This window comes from Skermania sp. ID1734, from assembly GCF_007489285.1.
GTDB lineage: Bacteria > Actinomycetota > Actinomycetes > Mycobacteriales > Mycobacteriaceae > ID1734.
Genome location: NZ_VLIY01000024.1, coordinates 22,689 through 42,958, shown reverse-complemented (window position 1 = coordinate 42,958; position 20,270 = coordinate 22,689). Strand labels below are relative to the sequence as shown.

Sequence of the window (20,270 nt, the reverse complement as noted above, 5' to 3'; positions counted from 1 at the left end):
CCCTAGCAAAGGCCGATGAAGCCGATTACGCACGTGAATCCATGGGTGGCCCTGTACCCGGGCCTCGATATCGACATGCGTGCGCAACAGGTTGCGACGGCCCGGGAGTCCTTCCTGAACCGCGCTGAACCGGCCGGCATCAGATCCGTTGTTCTGGATTCGTGGCTGCGCAGTCGCGCCAACGGTGTCGACCCGGACCGGGCAACCAACGCAATAGCGTTAGCGGGCGTCGAACTCGAGAAATATCGCTCGTCTCACCCGATGGCGCTCATTCGGCCCGTCGTGCAGAACCTGCTGGTGGAAGACGCGGCCGACACCGGACTGCTCGTGGCAATCAGCGACGAACACGGCCGGCTGCTCTGGGTCGAGGGCGACTCCGATGCCAAAGACCGCGCGCTTGAAATGAACTTCGCCGAAGGCGTCGACTGGAGCGAAGGCCAAGCCGGCACCAATGCGCCGGGAACGGCGCTGGCCCTCGACCATTGCGTCCAGATCTTCGGTGCCGAACATTTCAACAGCACGGTGCATCAGTGGAGTTGCTCGGCTGCGCCGGTGCACGATCCGAACACCGGACGGATTCTGGGTGCCATCGACATCACCGGCGGCCCGCGCGTCGCCGTTCCCGAAGTCTTGTCGCTGATCCGCGCGACGGTGGCGGCCGCAGAGTCCGAACTGCGATTCCATCTGCTCAACGCCGCAAACCTCGGGGCCGAGGCGCCGCGACTGGAAGTGCTCGGCGGAACGAACCCAGGTCTGGTTCGCGGAGCCGAGCGTAGCGACCTGTCTCGCAGGCACGCTGAAATCTTGCTGCTGCTGAGCGAGCACCCGGAGGGCCTCGCGTCGGACCAACTCGCCGTGCTGCTCGACGAATCCGAACTCGATGCGGTGACCATCCGGGCCGAAGTCTCACGGCTGCGGCGGGTGGTCGGTGCCGCCAACATCACCTCTCGCCCGTATCGGCTGTCGACGGAACTGACGTCCGATATCGCCGACCTACGCCACGCCCTCGATCGCGGGGACGTGTCCACCGCAATGTCGCTCTATACCGGCCCGCTATTGCCTGGGTCGGACTCGCCAGGGGTGGCGGATATTCGCGACGAGCTGCGGACGCGGATGCGGGCCGCGCTGCTGCGCGCCGGTGACCCCCGGTTGCTGGCCCGGTGGACCACATCGGTCGAGGGACGCGAAGACGCGACCGCGTGGACGGCCTACCTGCGCACTCTGGATCCCAAGTCTCCGTTGTATTCGCAGGTCAAGGCGCGCATCGATTTGCTCGACCGCAGGTACCGATAGCGCTGACGCGCCACGCAACGTAGTTGCAACGTTGTTCCTCCTAGTGTTCTGAATCACAGCCAAGGTTCACCACCAAGGAGAGTTATCGATGACCGTTTACGCCCGGCCGGGATCGCCCGACGCCAAGATGTCCTTCGAATCCCGCTACGACAACTGGATCGGCGGGCAGTGGGTGCCGCCGGTCAAGGGTCAGTACTTCGAGAACCCGACGCCCGTCACCGGTCAGCCGTTCTGCGAGGTTGCCCGGTCCACCGCCGAAGACATCGAACTGGCCCTCGATGCCGCACACGCCGCCGCGCCCGCCTGGGGCAAGACATCGGCCGCGGAGCGCGCCCTGATCTTGAACAAGATCGCCGACCGCATCGAAGAGAACCTCGAATCGATCGCACTCGCTGAGGCCTGGGACAACGGCAAGCCCATCCGCGAGACACTAAACGCCGACATCCCGCTCGCCGTCGACCACTTCCGCTACTTCGCGGGAGCCATTCGGGCACAAGAGGGTTCACTTTCGGAGATCGACCACGACACGGTGGCCTACCACTTCCACGAACCGCTCGGTGTGGTCGGTCAGATCATCCCGTGGAACTTCCCGATTCTGATGGCGACCTGGAAGCTTGCGCCGGCGCTGGCGGCCGGAAACGCCGTGGTGCTCAAGCCCGCCGAGCAGACTCCGGCATCGATCCTGTACCTGTTCAGCATCATCGGCGACCTGCTGCCGCCCGGTGTGGTGAACATCGTCAACGGCTTCGGCGTCGAGGCCGGTAAGCCGCTGGCGTCGAGCAACCGGATCGCGAAGATCGCGTTCACCGGCGAAACCACCACCGGCCGACTGATCATGCAGTACGCGTCGCAGAACCTGATCCCCGTCACGCTGGAGCTGGGTGGTAAGAGCCCGAACATCTTCTTCTCGGATGTGTTGCGCGCCAACGACGATTACCAGGACAAGGCGCTCGAGGGCTTCACCATGTTCGCGCTCAACCAGGGCGAGGTGTGCACCTGCCCGTCGCGGTCGTTGATCCAGGCCGACATCTTCGACGAGTTCCTCGCACTGGCCGCGATCCGGACCAAGGCTGTGCGGCAAGGAGATCCGCTAGACACCGACACCATGATCGGTGCGCAGGCGTCCAACGACCAGCTGGAGAAGATCCTGTCCTACATTGAGATCGGTAAGGGGGAGGGCGCGACCGTCGTGACCGGCGGTGAGCGTGCCGAACTCGGCGGCGACCTCAGTGGCGGGTACTTCGTGCAGCCGACCATCTTCACCGGCAATAACAAGATGCGGATCTTCCAGGAGGAGATCTTCGGACCCGTTGTCTCGGTCACGTCGTTCAAGGATTACGACGAGGCCATCGAGATCGCTAACGACACCCTGTACGGCCTTGGTGCTGGCGTGTGGTCGCGCGACGGTGAGACCGCGTACCGGGCTGGACGCGACATCAAGGCCGGCCGGGTGTGGACCAACACCTACCACCAGTACCCGGCCCACGCGGCCTTCGGCGGCTACAAGCAGTCCGGCATCGGCCGCGAGAACCACAAGATGATGCTCGAGCACTACCAGCAGACCAAGAACCTGTTGGTGTCGTACGCCGCGAAGGCGCAGGGCTTCTTCTGATGGTGCGGGCCCAGCAATGAACACTGCGCCCGCGCGCGTGATAGCCACCGCCGGGGCGATGGAGCTACTCCGTCGCCTCGGCGGGCTCCACGGTGCGCTGATGATTCATCAGTCCGGCGGATGTTGCGATGGGTCGTCGCCGATGTGTTATCCGGCAGGCGAATTCATCGTTGGCGACCGGGATGTGCTGCTTGGGTTACTGGACCTGCGTCTGGGCACCGGGGAGGTACCCGAATCGCTGCCCGAAGGTTCCGACGCTGTTCAGGTGTGGATATCCGGTCCGCAGTACGAGACGTGGAAACACACTCAACTGATCCTCGACACCGTCCCAGGCCGCGGTTCCGGCTTCAGTTTGGAAGCGCCGGAAGGCATGCGATTCCTCAGCCGTGGCCGATCGTTCACCGATCCGGAACTGCGATCGCTCGCGGAGGCGCCGCCACTGACCGGTGCCGACTGGGAGGTGGGGGAACGTCCGCCGCTGCCAACCGAGCCCCAGGTGGTCGCCGAGGCCGCTGATGCATGCCCGGTGCCGCGCCGCTGACCTCGCCCGTTTCGGGTGAATTGTCGTCTATATCTGTCCGCTTTCCCGCCTCCAGTCGTAGCATCGGGCTCGGATCTGCCCACACGTCGGAGGGGGCGACATGCCCGAGGGTAAGCCGAACATCTTGGTGATCTGGGGCGATGACATCGGCATCACCAATCTCAGTTGCTACAGCGACGGCCTCATGGGGTACCGCACCCCGAACATCGACCGGCTCGCCAACGAGGGAATGCGATTCACCGACTCCTACGGCGAGCAGAGTTGCACCGCCGGGCGAGCGGCGTTCATCAGCGGCCAAAGCGTGTATCGCACCGGGATGAGCAAGGTCGGTGTGCCCGGGGCTGACATTGGTTGGGCCGCCGAAGATCCCACGATCGCCGAACTTCTCAAACCGCTCGGCTATGCCACCGGACAGTTCGGCAAGAATCACTTCGGCGATCTGAACAAATACCTGCCGACGGTGCACGGTTTCGATGAATTTTTCGGCAATCTCTACCACCTGAATGCCGAGGAAGAACCGGAGCAGTTTGACTATCCCCACGCCGATCAGTTCCCGAGGTTGCACCAACTGGCCCTTCCCCGCGGTGTCCTGAAATGCAAGGCGACCGAGGACGATTCCAGCGAGCCGGACGATCCCAAGTTCGGTCCCGTCGGCAAACAGACGATCGAGGACACCGGGGCGCTGGACACCAAGCGAATGGAGACGATCGATGACGAGATCACCGCGGCCACCATTGAATACATAACGCGCCAGCACGACGTCGGTACACCGTTCTTCGTCTGGATGAACACCACGCACATGCACCTCTACACCCATGTGAAGCCGGAAAGTATTGGCCAAGCCGGGCTGTGGCAGTCCAGATACCACGACGCGATGATCGATCACGATCGCAATGTCGGACAGGTGTTGGACTGCCTCGACGAGCTCGGTATCACCGAGGACACGATCGTCATCTACTCCACGGACAATGGCCCGCACCGCAATACGTGGCCCGATGCTGGAACCACGCCGTTTCGCAGCGAGAAGGACACCAACTGGGAGGGCGCCTTCCGGGTGCCGGAGATGATCCGCTGGCCCGGCAAGATACCTGCCGGTGTGGTCTCCAACGAGATTGTCCAACATCATGATTGGCTACCGACGCTGTTGGCTGCGGCCGGCGAACCCGATATCGTCGAGAAACTCAAAAAGGGTCACCGGGCAGCGGGCAAGGATTTCCGGGTTCACATCGACGGCTTCAACCTACTGCCGTATCTGACGGGGGAGGTATCCGAAAGCCCACGACGGGGTTTCGTCTACTTCTCCGATGACGGCGACGTGCTCGGGCTGAGGTTCGAGAACTGGAAGATCGTCTTCATGGAGCAACGTTGCCAAGGCACCTTGCGGATTTGGGCCGAGCCGTTTGTGCCGCTGCGGGTGCCCAAGCTCTTCAACCTGCGCATCGACCCGTTCGAGTACGCCGACATCACGTCGAACACCTATTACGAGTGGTCGCTGCGTCACGAGTACTTCGTCTTGTACGCGTCGGCCTTCGCCACCGCGTTCCTGGAAACCTTCAAGGAATTCCCGCCGCGGCACGAGCCGGCGAGTTTCACGATCGACCATGCCGTGGAGGCGCTGCACAAGTTCCTGGCCAAGGACTAACGGCGGGATGCTGCGCGTCAGGATGGACTGTCATCAGGATGCGCGACGATTGGTGCGCTGTATTAAGCAGCTAGTCGCGAGGATTCACCCGCTGACGACGTTCAGGAGGCCGCCCAACATCGAGACGTTCTTGAGAAAGTGGATCCGTTGCTGCATCCGCTGGCCCTCATCTTCGGATTCCCAGAATCGGTGTCCGGCAAGAGTTGTGGGCACAAGCGTCGCTGCTATCGCCAGCGCCGACAGGCGCGGCAGTACGCCGACGCCGAGCAGCGCACCGGCTCCGAGTTGCACGGCACCGTTGAGTTGCACGAGTTGCTCGGTGCGGTCCGGCAGCAGTCCCACTCGTTCGCTGACCGGCCGCGTTATCGGTTCGGCAACCGGCGCAACGCGTTCCGGGTGCAGTAACGTGTCCAGGCCGCCGACGACGAACATCGACGCCAGCATCGGTCGCGCTACCGCGCGCAAAGCTTTCACGGTTCGGTCCGGTCCACGTTGCCGCGCCACGCGCCGCTCTCGTTGTCACGCTCTTCGAGGAAGTGACGGAACCGATCCAGATCACCCTTGACGCGCAGATTCAGGATTCCTAGCTTGTCGGCGGCCTTTTCGACGAAACCGTCCGGGTCGATATCCATTTGCGCGGTGACGCGGGTAGTCGAGGCGTCGAGCCGGTGGAACGTCACAACTCCGCCGTGGTTCGGACCGTTGTCGGAATGCCATGCCACGCGCTCGTCGGGGTTCTGCTCGGTGATCGTGGCATCGAACTCGCGGCGGCCAGTACCCACTTTGACCACCCAATGCAGGTGCGTGTCATCGAGCTGTTTCACTTCCTCGACGCCGTCCATGAAGATCGGGAACTCTTCGAACTGGGTCCACTGGTTGTATACGGTGCTCACCGGAGCGTGGACGTCGACGGATTCGGTGATGGTACTCATGGCATCGGGCCTACCCGGCCCCGAACCGGGTCAAACGATCAAATGGTCGCAGGGTCCTCGCCGAAGAGTTCCGCTGCCCAGCGTGCGGTGACGTCCCGAGCATCCCATTCGTTCGGGTGGAAGCCCGGCCGGTTGTACGAGTTGTAGCGCCGCACCGCCTTCCAGCTGAAGAACGGTGACTTCCGCAGGTCGTTGAGGCTCCGCACCAAACGCACGGGGTTGTACGCGGCCGGGTCGCGCAGCAACGAGCGCCCGGTCTGCAACCCGACCTCGGCCCAGAAGATCGCCGAGGCGATCTCCATGGTGAGAATGCGCATCCACTCTGGTCCATCCGCGGTGCGATACACGTCGAAGGCGACGGCCTTGTGCTCGGACTCTTCCAAGGCGTGCCACAGCAGCATCGTGCGCACTTCGGAGTCGCCAAGCAGCGCTTGGGCTCGCTGGCTGGTCAGCAGGATTTCCGCGAAAGTTGCGGTGTAGTGCTCCAAGGCGGCGGTCGCGGCGAGCGACATCTTCTTCGGGACGATCTTCTCGACCAGACTCAGCAGTTCCTTGACGTGTCGGTCAACCCGGGCCGTCGGATACCCCATGTCCTGCAACCGCTCGTTCAGCAACCGGTGCTGGTGGCGATGGGTGGCCTCCTGCGCGATGAACCCCTTGACCGCCTCGGCGAGCTGCGGATCCGTGACCCGGTCCCGGTAATTCCGGACGGAACGGATGAAGAAGTCCTCGCCCTCCGGGAACATCGCCGATAGCACTGCCACCAGATGGCTGAGCACCAGCTCGTCGTTGACGTAGTGCTGTCGGCGTGTTCCCGTTGGATAGGCGAATTTGACGCGGCGCGCCTTGAGCGGAGGGATCGAATCCATGGGTGCTGGGGAGATATCCGGCATCGTTACTCCTGACCGACTCGGCGATAAGCCCACGCTGGCTTATACGTCCGATTTTACCGTTACTCAGTGTCGCAGTAAACAAATTCCGAGGTGTGTTGTGGAGGCGAGGTCATGACGTTCCGGCGCTATATCGCAGAAGAGATCGCCGTCGACCACGCCGACGGCTTACTGACGCGGCGAGAGGCGCTGCGCCGACTCGGGCTGTTAGGGCTCGGCGCGGCGGCAGCTTCCAGTCTGCTGGCCGCGTGCTCGTCGGGCGGCGGGTCCACCGCTGCCTCCTCAACTTCAACCGGCACTGCGGCTTCCGCCGGCACTGCGGCGAGTTCGTCGGCCGCTCCACCCGGCCTGGCCGGCGCAAAGCCGACCGAGGCGATCACGTTCGCGGGGCCGCAGGGACAGCTGCAGGCCGCCTGGGCAGGGGCGAACCACCCGCGCGGCGCGGTACTCGTGATTCACGAGAACAAGGGTCTCACCGACCATATCCGTTCAGTGGCAGGGCGATTCGCGGGTGCTGGGTATTCGGCGCTGGCGATCGACCTGCTCTCGCAAGAGGGCGGTACCGCGACGTTCAGTGATCCGGCGCAGGCCACTGCCGCACTGTCCAAGGTTCCGCCGGAGCGGTTCGTCGCCGACATGAAGGCCGGGTTGACCGAACTTCAGCGGCGATCCCCGAACGCGAAACTCGGCACGACCGGGTTCTGTATGGGTGGCGGCCTGGTGTGGCTGCTATTGGCATCGGGGGAACCGCGGTTGGCGGCCGCGACCCCGTTCTACGGCCCGCTCCCAGCGAACCCGGACTTCAGCGGTTCCAAAGCGGCGGTGCTCGCCATCTATGCTGCGCTCGATTCGCGAGTGGATGCGACCCGGGACGCCGCCGCAGCCGCGTTGGCCAAGGCCGGACTTGTCCACGAAATCGTGACCGAACCTGACGCCGATCACGCGTTCTTCAACGACACCGGCGCGCGATACAACCAAGCGGCCGCTGACGACGCCTGGAAACGGGTGATCGCTTGGTACGGCAAATACCTGGCCTGATCAGCTTTCGCTGACCTGCGTCTTGCCGTCGCTGCTGTTCCAGGTGATGGTGCCGTGCTGGAAGGTGCTCTTCTTGCCGCTGTCCGTGTCGGTTTCGTCGCTGGTCGGGAAGCCGAGCTTGCCGCCGGGCCCGCCCGCATCCTGATACGCCGTTCTAATCGCACCGAGAACGGCGTGCGCGCCGGTGCTGTCGCTGCGATAGATCGTTCCGCCGGTGAAGTCTTGGTAGGTTCCGTCGCCGGGAGTCGGCTGCTGAGGACCGGTCGGCGCGCCGAGAACGCCGTGTGCGCCGCCGAGTGAGTTGTATTTGTCCAGTATCTGGCCGGAGACGGGGAGGTGGCCGTTAGCCGTTCCGGCCGGGTTGGGAGACTCCGGCGTCACCTTGCTACCGAACGGTTGGGTCGGTGCAGCCACTTGCGAGGATTTCGCGGCCGACACCGTGGCATTCGCTTTCGACTTCTCGGAGGTGATGCCCGCCTTGGCGGAATTGCTGATTTCGCCGGTGCTGCGCGAATCGTTGTCGGCACCGCTACATCCGGCGGTGATCAGTGCGGTCACGATTAACGCGGCGGCGAAGCAGGCCCAGCGGCGGACGGTGGACATTGCGGCGCTCCTCAGGTCGCTGCGCGAGATGCCGGCCGACATTCGCGTCGGTGAACGTACCCCGAACGCTTGGGCTTTACGCAGCAAATCGCGAGCGACGAGTCAGGTCGCGTGAACCCGTGGCTGTCCCAGCAGGATCGCGACCAGATCGAGCGCAGTGTCGATCTCGGCCCGGTCACCGCCGAGCAGCGGCGCATACAGGTGCACATCGCAGATCCGCACGATCGCCTCCGCCATCACCTGCGCGGGCAGTGCAAGTTCGAGATGGCCCTGGCTGGTCTGCTCGGCGAGTATCTCGGCCACCATCCGGGCCGAAACCTCTTCGATAGCCCCCGGCATCAGCGCGAGGCGGATGAATACCGCCGGTTCCCGCTGGGTCAGCGCGCGCAGCGGCTTCGACCGGTCGACTGCATGAAGGAAACGCTCGAGAGCGTCCAAGATCAATGCTGGCCCGACGCCGCTCGATGCGGAGATCGCCTTGCGATAGGTGCGCTGCGTCGCCTCGGCGAGCACCGTCGCGAGAAGTTCGTCGCGATTGCCGACGTGCCGGTAGAGGGTGGCCCGTCCGATACCGAGCGAGGAGGCCAGCGAGGACATATCGAGGGGCTTTCCCTCGAGGTAGAGCTTGGTCGCGGCGTCGATGGCCCGCCGCCGCTCGACGGATTCGGTCACCGGGCTATCTCCGCACGCTTGGGCCGGTCGGCGCAAACCGGCGCGGGAACGGTTGACATCCGCACGTAGCTGAGACACACTCGATAAGTGTCTCACGTGAGCTTCCTCACGGCCACCGAATCTTTCAGATCTGCCGAACTCGAAGGAGTCGCATATGACCACCGTCGAAACTGTCCGCGGGCCCGTCGACACCGCTGCGCTCGGCAAAGTGCTTATGCACGAACACGTCTTCGTGCTCGGCACCGAGGTTCGGGACAACTACCCGGACTATCCGAACCATTGGGACGAAGACGCACGGGTGGCCGACGCCGTGGAGAAGTTGCGCGAGTGCAAGGCGCGCGGGATCGACACGATCGTTGACCCGACGGTCATTGGGCTCGGTCGCTACATTCCGCGCATCCAGCGGGTCAACGAGCAGGTCGACATCAATATCATTGCGGCGACAGGCATTTACACCTACAACGAGGTGCCGTTTCAGTTCCACTACACCGGCCCGGGGCTGCTCTTCGACGTACCGGAGCCGATGGTCGAACTGTTCGTCAAAGACATCCGCGAGGGGATTGCTGATACCGGCGTAAAGGCGGCATTTCTCAAATGCGCCATCGAGGAGCAGGGTCTGACGCCCGGCGTCGAGCGGGTGATGCGCGCGGTCGGGCAGGCCCAGGTCGAAACCGGGGTGCCGATCACCGTGCACACCAACCCGCACACGCAATCGGGTCTGGTCGCGCAGCGGGTTCTGCAGGAGGAAGGTGCCGATCTGACCAAGGTCGTCATCGGCCACTCGGGTGACTCGACGGATCTTGACTATCTGTGCGCGGTTGCCGACGCCGGCTCCTACCTCGGCATGGACCGGTTCGGCCTGGATGTGCTGTGTCCCTTCGAGGATCGGGTCAATACCGTCGTGGAGCTCGCCCGGCGCGGCTACGCGGAGAAGATGGTGCTCGCCCACGACGCATCATGTTTCATCGACTGGTTCTCCGAGGAGGGCAAGGCGGCGGCCGTACCGAACTGGAACTTCACCCACATCAGCGACGACGTGCTGCCCGCACTGCTGGATCGCGGGGTCACCGAAGAGCAGATCACCACGATGCTGGTGGATAACCCGCGCCGCTACTTCGAGGCGACGAAATGACGGGCGTCATCGAGATTCCACGCTCGAGCAATCCCTTTGCCACCGCGGGAGTATCCCGGGATGCGCAGGGCGTTCCACACTACGACGGGTTGCCGGGATCGTTGCTGGCCTTGCTGCGCAGCCACGTCGACAGCCGACCGGACAGCGAGGCCGTGGTCGAACTCGGCGGGGAACGGCTGACCTATCGGCAGCTGTGGGACCGTGCTGCCCGCGTGGCGGGTGGCCTGCGCTCGGATGGGCTGGAGCGTGGTGACCGCGTCGCGGTGCGTTATCCGGCGGGAATTAATTGGGTGCTGGCGTTCTGGGGCACGGTGATGGCTGGCGGTATCGCCGTCGCCGTCAACACCCGCTCGGCACAGCCGGAAGTCGAGTTCGTGCTCAACGATGCCGGCGTTCGTGTCGATCTCGGCGCTGAGACGGAGTTGCCGGACGGTGAGCCGTTCGTCGTGGATGATCTCGCGTTGGGCGATGTTGCGGCACTGTTCTACACCTCCGGTACCACCGGCCGGCCAAAGGGCGTGCCCACCACTCACGAGGCGTTTCTTACCAACGCGGAGAACATGATTCGGGCGCTCGAGGTCCCGCTGAACGCCGGTGAAGAGCTGCGCACCCTCATCTCGGTGCCGTTGTTTCACGTGACCGGCTGCAATTCGCAACTGTTGACCGCGGCCTACGTAGGCGGCTCGGCGGTGATCATGCCGGCGCTCGACCTACCGCGGCTTGTCGCGTCGCTGGGCGAAGAACGAATTTCATTCCTCGTGACGGTGCCCGCGGTCTACGCATTGCTGTTGCGCCATCCCAGCTTTGCCGGTGCCGACGTATCGACAGTGCGCTGGGTCGGCTACGGCGGGGCGCCGATTGCGCCCGCACTGGTCCTGTCTCTCAAGAAGGCGTTCCCGGAAGCAACGGTGTTCAACGGCTATGGCATGACCGAGACCGCGTCACTGATGACCGTGTTGCCGGACCGCGACGCGGTCGAGCATGCCGACTCCGTCGGTTACGCAGTGCCTTCCGTAGACCTCGGCATCGTGCCGATCGGCGAAGACCGCAGCCTCGGGGAACTGGTCGCTCGCGGCGCAAACGTCACCGACGGCTACTGGAACCGGCCCGAGGCCACGGCCGAGACCGTGGTGGATGGCTGGCTGCACACCGGCGACGTGGTGCGTGTCGATGAGGCCGGCCGGATCCACATCGTCGACCGGATCAAGGACATCATCATCCGCGGCGGGGAGAACGTTTCCAGCGTCGAAGTGGAAGCCGTATTGCTCTCCGCGCCCGGTGTCGTCGACGCGGCCGTGCTGGCGGTGCCCGACGAGGTCATGGGGGAGAAGGTGGGCGCGGTGCTGTACGGCGACCAGGGCGACGTGGACATCGACGCCGTGATCGCCTACTGCCGTGAGCATCTCGCCGACTTCAAGGTGCCGCAATACGCATCGGTGGTGCGTGAGGCCCTGCCGCGCAATGCCGGCGGCAAGCTGCTGAAGGCCCGACTGCGCGAGCAGGTGCAGTGGGGCGCACCCTTGCGCTGAGTCTTCAGCGTCGACCCTTCAGCGCAGACAAAGGAGCACGGTGAAAGTCAAAGACAAGGCCGCTATCGTCACGGGTGGCGGCAACGGAATCGGGGCGGCGCTGGCCGCCAAGCTGGCAGCCGAAGGCGCCAAGGTCGTCGTCGCCGATCTTGACGAGACTGCAGCACAAGCCATTTCGGACGATATCAATGCCGATCATGCGGAGTCAGCCATCGGTGCCGGCGGAGACGTGTCCGATACGGCGCAGATTCAGCGGCTCATCGAGCTGTGCGAAAGCGAGTTCGGTTCGGTCGATCTGTATTTCGCGAATGCCGGAATCACTGGTCCGCCGGGGCTGGAGCTGTCCGAGCAGGATTGGGATCTGGTACTCGACGTGAATCTGCGCGCGCACATTCGTGCGGCGCAGTTGCTGGTGCCACGCTGGCTGGACAAGGGCGAGGGCTATTTCGTCGCGACGGCGTCTGCCGCTGGACTGCTGACGCAGATCGGTTCGGCCGGGTATTCCGTCACCAAGCATGCGGCCGTCGGTTTCGCCGAATGGCTCAACATCACTTACGGCGACCGTGGTATTCGCGTCAGTTGCCTGTGCCCTATGGGCGTGAACACCAAGTTGCTGTATGCCGGTGCGGATTCCGGAGATCCACTGGGCCGCGCCGCGACCCGTGCGGTCACGGCAGCGGGCGATGTCCTCGAGCCCGCTCAAGTAGCCGACATCGTCCTGGAAGCGATCGATGCCGAGCGCTTCCTGATCCTGCCGCACGAACAGGTGCTGCAGATGTACCGGCAGAAGGGCGCCGACTACGACCGTTGGCTGAGCGGAATGCGGCGCTATCAGTCCTCGCTGCTGCACTCCGAGCGCTGACTTCACTTACACATAAGGAGTTTTTCGATGTCGTTGTTCGACATGTCCGAGCGTGCCCGCAAGTATCAGGCGGATCTGCTCGAGTTCATGGATTCCCACGTCTATCCGGCCGAAGCGGTGTATGAGGAACAGATGCGGGAGTCCGGCGACCCGCATTTCCAACCGCCGGTTTTGGACGAGCTCAAGGCGGAAGCCCGAAAGCGCGGACTGTGGAACCTCTTTCACCCGCACCCGGAGTGGGGGCCGGGCCTGACCAACCTCGAGTACGCGCCGCTGGCGGAGATCATGGGGCGCAGCCACATCGCCTCGGAGGCATGCAACTGCAGCGCGCCGGACACCGGCAACATGGAGGTGCTCACACTTTTCGGCACCGATGAGCACAAGGAGAAGTACCTCAAGCCGTTGCTGGACGGGGAGATTCGCTCGGCGTTCGCGATGACGGAGCCGAGAGTGGCCAGCTCTGACGCCACCAACATCGAGCTGTCCATGGTGCGCGACGGTGACGAATATGTGCTCAACGGCCGTAAGTGGTTCGCCTCCAATGCCTTGCATCAAAATTGCAAGGTCATGATCGTGATGGGCAAGACGGATCCCACGGCGCCGCCGCACCGGCAACAGTCGATGATGGTCGTACCGATCGACGCACCCGGCGTCACCGTGATGCGCGGGCTGCCCGTGTTCGGCTACCAGGACCGCGAGGGACACGCCGAGATCGACTTCCACGACGTCCGAGTGCCGGTCAAAGACGTGCTCAAGGGCGAAGGAGAGGGCTTTGCGATCAGCCAGGCCCGGCTCGGACCCGGCCGCATCCATCACTGCATGCGTGCCATCGGGATGGCCGAGCGGGCGCTCGAGCTGATGTGCAAGCGCGCGCAGTCCCGCACCACGTTCGGCAATCCGATCAGCGAGAACGCCAACATTCAGGACTGGATTGCCGAGGCGCGCATCGACATCGAAATGATTCGCCTGCTCACGCTGAAGGCCGCGTATCTGATGGACACCGTCGGCAACAAAGAGGCACGCACCGAGATTGCCGCGATCAAGGTCGCGGCCCCCAACATCGCGCTGAAGATCGTCGACAGGGCCATTCAGGTGCATGGCGGGGGCGGGGTCACCGACGACTTCCCGCTCGCCATGGCATGGGCGCACCTGCGCACCCTTCGCCTTGCCGATGGGCCCGACGAGGTGCACAAGCGCGCCATCGCCAAACAAGAACTGCGTCAATACCGCGATGCGGCCGCGGCGTCCACCGACGGCCAGAAAGTGGCGGTGGCTCGATGACCGGACTCGATTTGACGGGCCGAACCGCCATCGTCACCGGCGCTTCCCGGGGCATCGGGTTGGCTGCCGCGCAGGCGATCGCGAACGCGGGCGGGAACGTCGTGCTGACCTCGCGCTCCCAGGAATCTGCGGATGCGGCGGCGGCCGAGGTTGGAGGTAGTGCGCTCGGTGTCGCCGCGCATGCCGTGGACGACGCGGCCGCCCAGCGTTGCGTCGATGCGACGCTGGAACGCTTCGGCAGCATCGACATCCTGGTGAACAACGCGGGCACCAATCCCTCGTTCGGTCCGGTGATAGCTCAGGACCACGCCCGGTTCGCCAAGACCTTCGACGTCAATCTATGGGCACCGATCCTGTGGACCTCACTGGCCACCAAGGCATGGATGGGCGAGCACGGTGGTGCCGTGGTCAACACCGCTTCCATCGGCGGCATGGGATTCGAGGCCAACCTCGGCCTGTACAACGCGTCCAAGGCCGCGCTGATTCACCTGACAAAGCAAATGGCCCTGGAACTTTCGCCCAAGATCAGGGTGAACGCGGTGGCGCCCGGTGTGGTGCGCACCCGCCTTGCCGAGGCCCTGTGGAAGGAACACGAGGATCAATTGACTGCCAGTACCGCGCTGGCCCGCATCGGAGAGCCAGAAGACGTCGGGTCCGCTATCGCCTTCCTCGTCTCCGACGCGGCGAGCTGGATCACCGGCGAAACGCTGGTGATCGACGGCGGCCAGCGCCTCGGCGATGCGGCGCCGTTCCGGACGGGAGTGGTGGTCGGTGCCTGAGGTCAGCGAAGTCGTTGCGGTCGACCCGGTCGCGATCGAGCGGTGGCTTGCGGCGCTCGGCGTCGAGTTCACTGGCCCGCTACGGTTCACCAGGATCGGCCTCGGACAATCCAATCTCACCTACCTGATGACCGACGCCGCTGATCGACGCTGGGTATTGCGACGTCCGCCGCTCGGGCACCTGCTTGCCTCCGCGCATGATGTGGTGCGTGAGGCGCGGATTATCGCGGCGCTCGAAGATACCGACGTGCCGGCGCCGCGGATTCTCGGGGTGTCGACAGATACCGACATCTCCGAGGTTCCCCTGGTGTTAATGGAATTCGTCGACGGCGTGGTGGTCGACACCATGGCGGTCGCCGAAGGACTGAGCCCGCAACGCCGTCGGGACATCGCGCTGTCGATGCCTAAGACGCTCGCGAAGATTCATGCCGTGGACCTCGACAAGGTTGGCCTGTCGGATCTGGCCAGTCACAAGCCGTACGCGCAGCGTCAGCTCAAACGCTGGGCCGGCCAATGGGAGTTGTCGAAGACGCGCGAGTTGCCTGCGCTCGACGAGCTGACCCGCCGACTGGTCGCGGCGATCCCCGAACAACGGGAAACCACGCTGGTGCACGGCGACTTTCACCTGCGCAACTTGATCACCTCTAGGGAATCCGGCGAGGTGATAGCAACGCTGGACTGGGAGCTTTCCACCCTCGGTGATCCGCTCGCGGACATGGGCAGCCTGCTCACCTACTGGCCAGAAGCGGGTGAGACGACCGGCGGGGACTTCGCGCCCTCGACGCTCGAAGGCTTCCCCGACCGGGCGGAGATGGCCCGGCTGTACCTGGAGGAGACCGGGCGCGACTCGGCGGCACTGCAGTACTGGCACGTTCTCGGCCTCTGGAAGCTGGCGGTCATCGCCGAGGGCGTCATGCGGCGGGCGATGGACGAACCCCAGAACAAAGCGGCTGCGGGCACTCCGACTGTCGAACGAATCGACACCCTCGTCGAGAAGGCGACCGAAATCGCGGACTCGGCGGGCATTTAGCGGGTGTTCAGAGCCGTCCCCGCCGCGCGCCGCGGCGTCGTGGTCGCATCTGATGCAGGCGGTACCAGGCCAGCGCAAGGAAGACGAGTCCCAGCGCGGCGGTGATGCCCATGTCGATCAGCCAGGTGCCGATCGAGTGCGCCCACATAGGTTCTGCCACTCCCGGGTGGGGCGCGATGGTGTCGAGGTCGACTGTTGACGCTGCCGCGCCGAACCCCCACCGCGACGGCGCGAACCAGGACACCTGCGCAAGCCCCGGCGTGCCGACGAGCCGAACCAGCCCGCCGGAGAGCACCAGCTGCGCCATGGACAGCACGATCAGCAGCGGCAGTGTCTTCTCGGAACTGTTCACCGACGCCGAGACCAGCAGTCCCAGCGCCAGCGACGCGACGCCGAGCATCGCCATCGCCAGGATCAGTTCCAGCAGCGGCGCGGTGAAGGTGCCGCTCGGCGGCAGTTGCACGCCGATGGTGCCGATCACTACCAGCACCGCCGCCTGGACAGTGGTGATCACGCCGAGCACGAGCATCTTCGACATGAGGTAGACGCCCGCAGACAGGCCGGCCGCCCGTTCTCTGCGATAGATGGTCTGCTCCTTGACGATTTCGCGAATCGCGTTGCCCGTGCCGATGAAACAGGCCGCGAACGCCATGACCATGAGCTTTGTCAGCGCGTCCGAATTGGTACCCGGCGCACCGGTGAATCCGCTACCTGATGGCACTGCGGCCACCAGGCCGCCGAGAAGTATCGGCATGACGCCGAGGAGGACGAGATAACTTCGCTCCGAAGCGATCACCGCGAGGTAGCGCCGGCACAGCGTGCTGAGCTGGGTTAGCTTGGATTGCTGAGCCGGTGGCGGCGCGGGTGCGGCCACCTTGCCCGGTCCGACGTCGTCGGTCAGCCCGCCGGCGACGTACCGATCGAAGCGAGGCGAGTCGCGGAACTCGCGCGCCCAATCGCGGTCCGGTTCGTTTTCGAACGACTGGAACACCGAAGCCCAGCTGCGCTGACCGAAATGTTCCAGGCCCTCCTCCGGCGGTCCGTAGTATGCGAGCCGGCCGCCCGGGACCAACACCAGCAGGCGGTCGCAGGAATCGAGGTTTGCGACGCTGTGCGTCACGACGATGACGGTCCGTCCGTCGTGGGCCAGCTCGGCCAGCATCTCCATGACAGTCTTGTCCAGTCCCGGGTCGAGGCCGGAGGTCGGTTCGTCGAGGAACAGCAGCGACGGCTTGGTCAACAGCTCGAGTGCCACGCTTACCCGTTTGCGCTGGCCGCCCGAGAGTCGATCGATTCTCGTGTTTGCGTGTCGGGTCAGGCCGAGTTCGGCCAGCACCTCGTCGACGCGTTGCTCTCGTTCGGCGCTCCGGGTGTCTCCGGGGAAGCGCAACTCGGCCGCGTACAACAGTGCGGTGCGGGTGGCGAGTTGGGTGTGCAGGATGTCTTCCTGCGGTACCAGGCCGATGCGGTAGCGGAGTTCGTCGTAATCGGTGTACAGGTCGCGCCCGTCGTAGCGCACGGTCCCTTCCGTCGCCGGACGCAGGCCGGTGACGGCGCCCAACAGCGTCGATTTGCCCGCGCCGCTGGGACCGATCACGCCGACCAGGGACCGCTGCGGAATGGGGAAGCCCAGGCCGTCGAGCAGCACTTTGCCCTCGGGTGTCCGGACGGTGAGGTTCTGCACCGAGACCGACACGTCGCCGGTATCGACGAACTCGCGCAGCTCGTCGCCAACGAGCCGGAATGTGGTGTGCCCGATTCCGATCAGGTCGGATTCGGATAATTCCGCCGTCTCCACGCGCGAGCCGTTGACATAGGTTCCGTTGTGGCTGCCCAGGTCGACGATCTTGTAGCGTCCGGCGTCGGTCCTGCGTACCTCGGCATGGTGGCGGGAGACCAGGAGATCGCCCAGCGACACATCGTTGTCGGCGGCGCGGCCGATGCGCAGCCCCTGCGGCGCGATTCGGATGTTTTGGCTCGCTCCGCCGGTCGGCCGCGTCGAATGCAAGGCCCGCCGCGGCACTGTCGGCTCGAGCTGAGTGAAGGTTGCTTCGTCGTCGAGTGCGTGGCCAGGGTCCGCGCTGCTGATGGTCTGATCGCGGGTGCGGTCAGTGTCAGAGTCACCACCTGGTTCGTGGCCTTGCGGCAGCACCACCGAGCAGGCTAATTCCTCGCCGTCACGCGAGTGCCCGAGTCGGAAGGTTTGATCGCTGTCGATCACCATTCGATGAATCCGGTGGCCGGCGTGGAACGTACCGTTTCGACTGCCGGCGTCATCGATTTCCCAACCGTCGTCACGAAGTTCGAGGACAGCGTGCCTTGCCGACACCCGCGGGTCGGCCAACACGATGTCTGCTCTCGGATCACGGCCGATCTGATACGCGCTACCGGCGCGGAGGCGGTAGACGTGATCCTTGGTGTGCACCACCAGAACCGAGGCCACCAAGGACTGGGTGGACGGTTCCCCCGTCATGCCCGGAGTTTACGACGTATCCGCGGGCGGCGGAAGTGCTTTGCAGGCCAGGCCCAATTCAGGTGCCCGGCAGTTCGAGCACGCGGTTGGAATTGGTGTCGGCGACATACACGGTGCCGTTGTGGCCGACCGCCACCCCGTCCGGACCGGTCAATCCGGTGAAGGGGAGTTCGGTCTCGCTGTCCGCGCCGGCCGGCAACTCGAGTACCCGATTGGTCAGGTCGGTGACGAAGACGTCGCCGTGGCCGTCGACGGCCACACCATTGGGATAGCGCAATTCCGTGAACGGCAGTACGGATTGCTTGTCCGAACCCGCCGGGAGTTCGAGTACGCGATCCACGTTCGTCGGGTAATTGTCTGTGACATAGACGTTTCCGTTGTCGTCGACCGCGACCCCGCCGCCAACGACAACGCGATTGGGTGCGTTGTGAGCAGTGAACTGAACGGCGGACTGCGTATTGGACCCGGCCGCCAGCCTGACCACTCGGGTGTTGTCGTAATCGAGAACGTAGACATTGCCGCCGCGATCAACCCCGACCCCCGTGGGTCTGTCCAGGTTCGTGAATGGAAGCGTGGCCGCAGCGGCGGCTCCCACCGGGAGCTTCAATACTCGATTTCCGGATTGGTCGGTGGCATAGACGTTTCCGCTGCCGTCCACCGCGATGCCGTCCGGATCATTGAGGTCACCGAACGGCAGTTCGATCGGCGTGGTCGATCCGGCGGCCAACTCGAGGATCCGGTGGTTGCCGTGGTCGGCGACATAAATGTTGCCGGAACCGTCGACCGCCACGCCGCGTGGGCGATCGAGCCCGGTGAAGGGCACGGTGATCTGTGCCTCGTTCGAACTCCCGTGACGCACCCACTCGGACACCGCGACCGTGGCCGCGACGATGATCACGACGCCCCCGACTGCGGCGGCTGCCATCGCGGATCTGCGACGCCACCACGGTGTGCGACGTTGCGCAGGGGCCGCGGTCGGCGCGGCGGCGGGCTTTCCGTTGGTCGAGATCGGCGGCGCAAGAGTGGGCGTCTCTGGGGCCGGTGTTGACGGCGTCGCGGAGACGACGGTGGCGGGTGTGGCCGTTTCGGTGAGCGCGTCGCGCGCTGCTTCGGCGAGTTCGGTGCAAGTGGTAAAGCGATCCGCACGGTCCTTGGCCATCGCCCGGGCGATGACGTCGTCGAGCGCGCGCGGCAACTCGGGCCGAAGTTCACTGGGACGGGGGATGGGCATGTTCAAGTGGCCGTGAATCAGCTGCGGCACCGTGCTGCCGGGGTAGGGCTGCTGACCGGTAAGCATCCGAAAAAGCGTGCAGCCCAAGGAGTATTCATCTGCTCGGGCATCGAGGACTGTGTTGGTGAACTGCTCGGGCGCGGCATATTGCAGGCTGGCGACGAGCATGCCGGTCTTGGTGAGGTGCTGGGTCTCGTCGAGGACCTTGGCGATGCCGAAGTCGGTGAGCAGGACGCGGCCGGGCTTTCCGGGACGGCGGGCACTGGTGTCCTCGAGGAGGATGTTCGCGGGCTTGACATCGCGGTGCAGCACGCCTGCCTCATGGGCGTAATCGAGCGCGCTGGCAATGTCGGTGATGATTCGCACGGCCCGCGCCGCGCCCAGCGGTCCGTCGTTGAGCACCTGGTGCAAATCGGTGCCCTCGATGTATTGCATCGCTATCCACAACTGGTCTTCTTCGCGGCCGCGGTCATAGACGGCCACGATGTTGGGATGCTCGAGCCGGGCGGCGTGATCGGCTTCCTGTTCGAAGCGCGAGCGGACGTAATCGTTGTCGGTTTGACTGCGGTGCAACAGCTTCAGCGCGACCCGACGCGGCAGCCGGGGATGCGCGGCGAGGTAGACGGTGCCCATACCACCGACGCCCAGCACCCGATCGATGGCGTAGCCGGCAAAGGTTTGGCCGGGAAGCAATACGTTCGGTGAACCCATCCTTGACCGCCTTGCCCGA

At 64.6% G+C, this 20,270-nt stretch carries 18 protein-coding genes; 11 read left to right on the top strand and 7 right to left on the bottom strand.

From position 1 onward, the window contains the following. Window positions 1-15 precede the first annotated feature (15 nt). From FOS14_RS22640 to FOS14_RS22625, 4 genes are all read left to right on the top strand, one after another. Entirely contained in the window at window positions 16-1,293 is a 1,278-nt protein-coding gene (locus FOS14_RS22640; protein WP_143773122.1) for a helix-turn-helix domain-containing protein, read from the top strand. 88 nt (window positions 1,294-1,381) lie between these two features. After that, window positions 1,382-2,905 (top strand): aldehyde dehydrogenase, encoded by a 1,524-nt coding sequence (gene adh / locus FOS14_RS22635; RefSeq protein ID WP_143773121.1) that lies wholly within the window; start codon window positions 1,382-1,384, stop codon window positions 2,903-2,905. A gap of 16 nt (window positions 2,906-2,921) precedes the next feature. Further along, window positions 2,922-3,446, top strand: a complete 525-nt coding sequence (locus tag FOS14_RS22630; RefSeq protein WP_255450533.1) for a DUF779 domain-containing protein — start codon at window positions 2,922-2,924, stop codon at window positions 3,444-3,446. 100 nt (window positions 3,447-3,546) lie between these two features. After that, a complete protein-coding gene (locus FOS14_RS22625; protein ID WP_143773120.1) occupies window positions 3,547-5,088 on the top strand; it encodes an arylsulfatase in 1,542 nt (513 codons plus the stop codon). 84 nt (window positions 5,089-5,172) lie between these two features. On the opposite strand, the gene FOS14_RS22620 is transcribed toward FOS14_RS22625, so the two are convergent. From FOS14_RS22620 to FOS14_RS22610, 3 genes are read right to left on the bottom strand one after another with little or no spacing between them, the layout of a single operon-like run. Next, window positions 5,173-5,562 carry a DoxX family protein gene (locus FOS14_RS22620; RefSeq protein WP_185981902.1) on the bottom strand — a complete coding sequence of 130 codons (390 nt, stop codon included), beginning with the start codon at window positions 5,560-5,562 and terminating at the stop codon, window positions 5,173-5,175. Beyond that, on the bottom strand, window positions 5,559-6,020 hold the full coding sequence (locus FOS14_RS22615; protein ID WP_143773119.1) for an SRPBCC family protein: 462 nt from the start codon (window positions 6,018-6,020) through the stop codon (window positions 5,559-5,561). The genes FOS14_RS22620 and FOS14_RS22615 overlap by 4 nt, the downstream gene beginning before the upstream one ends. Window positions 6,021-6,058: 38 nt before the next feature. Beyond that, entirely contained in the window at window positions 6,059-6,913 is an 855-nt protein-coding gene (locus FOS14_RS22610; RefSeq protein ID WP_143773118.1) for a metal-dependent hydrolase, read from the bottom strand. 111 nt (window positions 6,914-7,024) lie between these two features. Between FOS14_RS22610 and FOS14_RS22605 the strand changes: the two genes are divergently transcribed. Further along, complete coding sequence (locus tag FOS14_RS22605; protein ID WP_143773117.1) at window positions 7,025-7,948, top strand: dienelactone hydrolase family protein; 924 nt, start codon at window positions 7,025-7,027, stop codon at window positions 7,946-7,948. Here the strand turns inward: FOS14_RS22605 and FOS14_RS22600 are convergent, their stop codons facing one another. Together FOS14_RS22600 and FOS14_RS22595 are read right to left on the bottom strand one after the other, a co-directional pair. Continuing rightward, window positions 7,949-8,551 carry an LGFP repeat-containing protein gene (locus FOS14_RS22600; RefSeq protein ID WP_185981901.1) on the bottom strand — a complete coding sequence of 201 codons (603 nt, stop codon included), beginning with the start codon at window positions 8,549-8,551 and terminating at the stop codon, window positions 7,949-7,951. A 102-nt stretch (window positions 8,552-8,653) separates the two neighbouring features. After that, window positions 8,654-9,223 carry a QsdR family transcriptional regulator gene (locus FOS14_RS22595; protein ID WP_143773115.1) on the bottom strand — a complete coding sequence of 190 codons (570 nt, stop codon included), beginning with the start codon at window positions 9,221-9,223 and terminating at the stop codon, window positions 8,654-8,656. A gap of 154 nt (window positions 9,224-9,377) precedes the next feature. Between FOS14_RS22595 and FOS14_RS22590 the strand changes: the two genes are divergently transcribed. The 6 genes from FOS14_RS22590 to FOS14_RS22565 are packed head-to-tail and all read left to right on the top strand — an operon-like array spanning window position 9,378 to window position 15,836. Continuing rightward, window positions 9,378-10,355 carry a phosphotriesterase gene (locus FOS14_RS22590; protein WP_143773114.1) on the top strand — a complete coding sequence of 326 codons (978 nt, stop codon included), beginning with the start codon at window positions 9,378-9,380 and terminating at the stop codon, window positions 10,353-10,355. Beyond that, window positions 10,352-11,884 (top strand): class I adenylate-forming enzyme family protein, encoded by a 1,533-nt coding sequence (locus tag FOS14_RS22585; protein ID WP_143773113.1) that lies wholly within the window; start codon window positions 10,352-10,354, stop codon window positions 11,882-11,884. The genes FOS14_RS22590 and FOS14_RS22585 overlap by 4 nt, the downstream gene beginning before the upstream one ends. A gap of 40 nt (window positions 11,885-11,924) precedes the next feature. Further along, window positions 11,925-12,746 (top strand): SDR family oxidoreductase, encoded by an 822-nt coding sequence (locus tag FOS14_RS22580; RefSeq protein WP_143773112.1) that lies wholly within the window; start codon window positions 11,925-11,927, stop codon window positions 12,744-12,746. Between the two features lie 27 nt (window positions 12,747-12,773). Then, window positions 12,774-14,027, top strand: coding sequence for an acyl-CoA dehydrogenase family protein (locus FOS14_RS22575; protein WP_143773111.1), 1,254 nt, complete (start codon window positions 12,774-12,776; stop codon window positions 14,025-14,027). Then, window positions 14,024-14,806, top strand: coding sequence for an SDR family oxidoreductase (locus FOS14_RS22570; RefSeq protein ID WP_143773110.1), 783 nt, complete (start codon window positions 14,024-14,026; stop codon window positions 14,804-14,806). The genes FOS14_RS22575 and FOS14_RS22570 overlap by 4 nt, the downstream gene beginning before the upstream one ends. Then, a complete protein-coding gene (locus FOS14_RS22565) occupies window positions 14,766-15,836 on the top strand; it encodes a phosphotransferase family protein (RefSeq protein ID WP_143773109.1) in 1,071 nt (356 codons plus the stop codon). Before FOS14_RS22570 ends, FOS14_RS22565 begins: the two co-directional genes overlap by 41 nt. 7 nt (window positions 15,837-15,843) lie before the next feature. Here FOS14_RS22565 and FOS14_RS22560 read toward each other — a convergent pair whose 3' ends face one another. Both FOS14_RS22560 and FOS14_RS22555 read right to left on the bottom strand, forming a co-directional pair. Further along, window positions 15,844-18,309: an FHA domain-containing protein gene (locus FOS14_RS22560; protein ID WP_143773108.1), complete on the bottom strand. Its 2,466-nt coding sequence runs from the start codon at window positions 18,307-18,309 to the stop codon at window positions 15,844-15,846. 58 nt (window positions 18,310-18,367) lie between these two features. Continuing rightward, complete coding sequence (locus FOS14_RS22555; protein WP_143773107.1) at window positions 18,368-20,251, bottom strand: serine/threonine-protein kinase PknD; 1,884 nt, start codon at window positions 20,249-20,251, stop codon at window positions 18,368-18,370. Window positions 20,252-20,270 lie beyond the last annotated feature (19 nt).

Excerpts from the sequence above, each read along its gene's own strand:
- FOS14_RS22565 (WP_143773109.1), top strand. The coding sequence starts at position 14,766 with ATGCGGCGCCGTTCCGGACGGGAGTGGTGGTCGGTGCCTGAGGTCAGC.
- FOS14_RS22615 (WP_143773119.1), bottom strand. The coding sequence starts at position 6,020 with ATGAGTACCATCACCGAATCCGTCGACGTCCACGCTCCGGTGAGCACC.
- FOS14_RS22585 (WP_143773113.1), top strand. The coding sequence starts at position 10,352 with ATGACGGGCGTCATCGAGATTCCACGCTCGAGCAATCCCTTTGCCACC.
- FOS14_RS22570 (WP_143773110.1), top strand. The coding sequence starts at position 14,024 with ATGACCGGACTCGATTTGACGGGCCGAACCGCCATCGTCACCGGCGCT.
- FOS14_RS22610 (WP_143773118.1), bottom strand. The coding sequence starts at position 6,913 with ATGCCGGATATCTCCCCAGCACCCATGGATTCGATCCCTCCGCTCAAG.
- FOS14_RS22600 (WP_185981901.1), bottom strand. The coding sequence starts at position 8,551 with ATGTCCACCGTCCGCCGCTGGGCCTGCTTCGCCGCCGCGTTAATCGTG.
- adh (WP_143773121.1), top strand. The coding sequence starts at position 1,382 with ATGACCGTTTACGCCCGGCCGGGATCGCCCGACGCCAAGATGTCCTTC.
- FOS14_RS22605 (WP_143773117.1), top strand. The coding sequence starts at position 7,025 with ATGACGTTCCGGCGCTATATCGCAGAAGAGATCGCCGTCGACCACGCC.
- FOS14_RS22555 (WP_143773107.1), bottom strand. The coding sequence starts at position 20,251 with ATGGGTTCACCGAACGTATTGCTTCCCGGCCAAACCTTTGCCGGCTAC.
- FOS14_RS22560 (WP_143773108.1), bottom strand. The coding sequence starts at position 18,309 with ATGACGGGGGAACCGTCCACCCAGTCCTTGGTGGCCTCGGTTCTGGTG.
- FOS14_RS22575 (WP_143773111.1), top strand. The coding sequence starts at position 12,774 with ATGTCGTTGTTCGACATGTCCGAGCGTGCCCGCAAGTATCAGGCGGAT.
- FOS14_RS22590 (WP_143773114.1), top strand. The coding sequence starts at position 9,378 with ATGACCACCGTCGAAACTGTCCGCGGGCCCGTCGACACCGCTGCGCTC.
- FOS14_RS22640 (WP_143773122.1), top strand. The coding sequence starts at position 16 with ATGAAGCCGATTACGCACGTGAATCCATGGGTGGCCCTGTACCCGGGC.
- FOS14_RS22630 (WP_255450533.1), top strand. The coding sequence starts at position 2,922 with ATGAACACTGCGCCCGCGCGCGTGATAGCCACCGCCGGGGCGATGGAG.
- FOS14_RS22625 (WP_143773120.1), top strand. The coding sequence starts at position 3,547 with ATGCCCGAGGGTAAGCCGAACATCTTGGTGATCTGGGGCGATGACATC.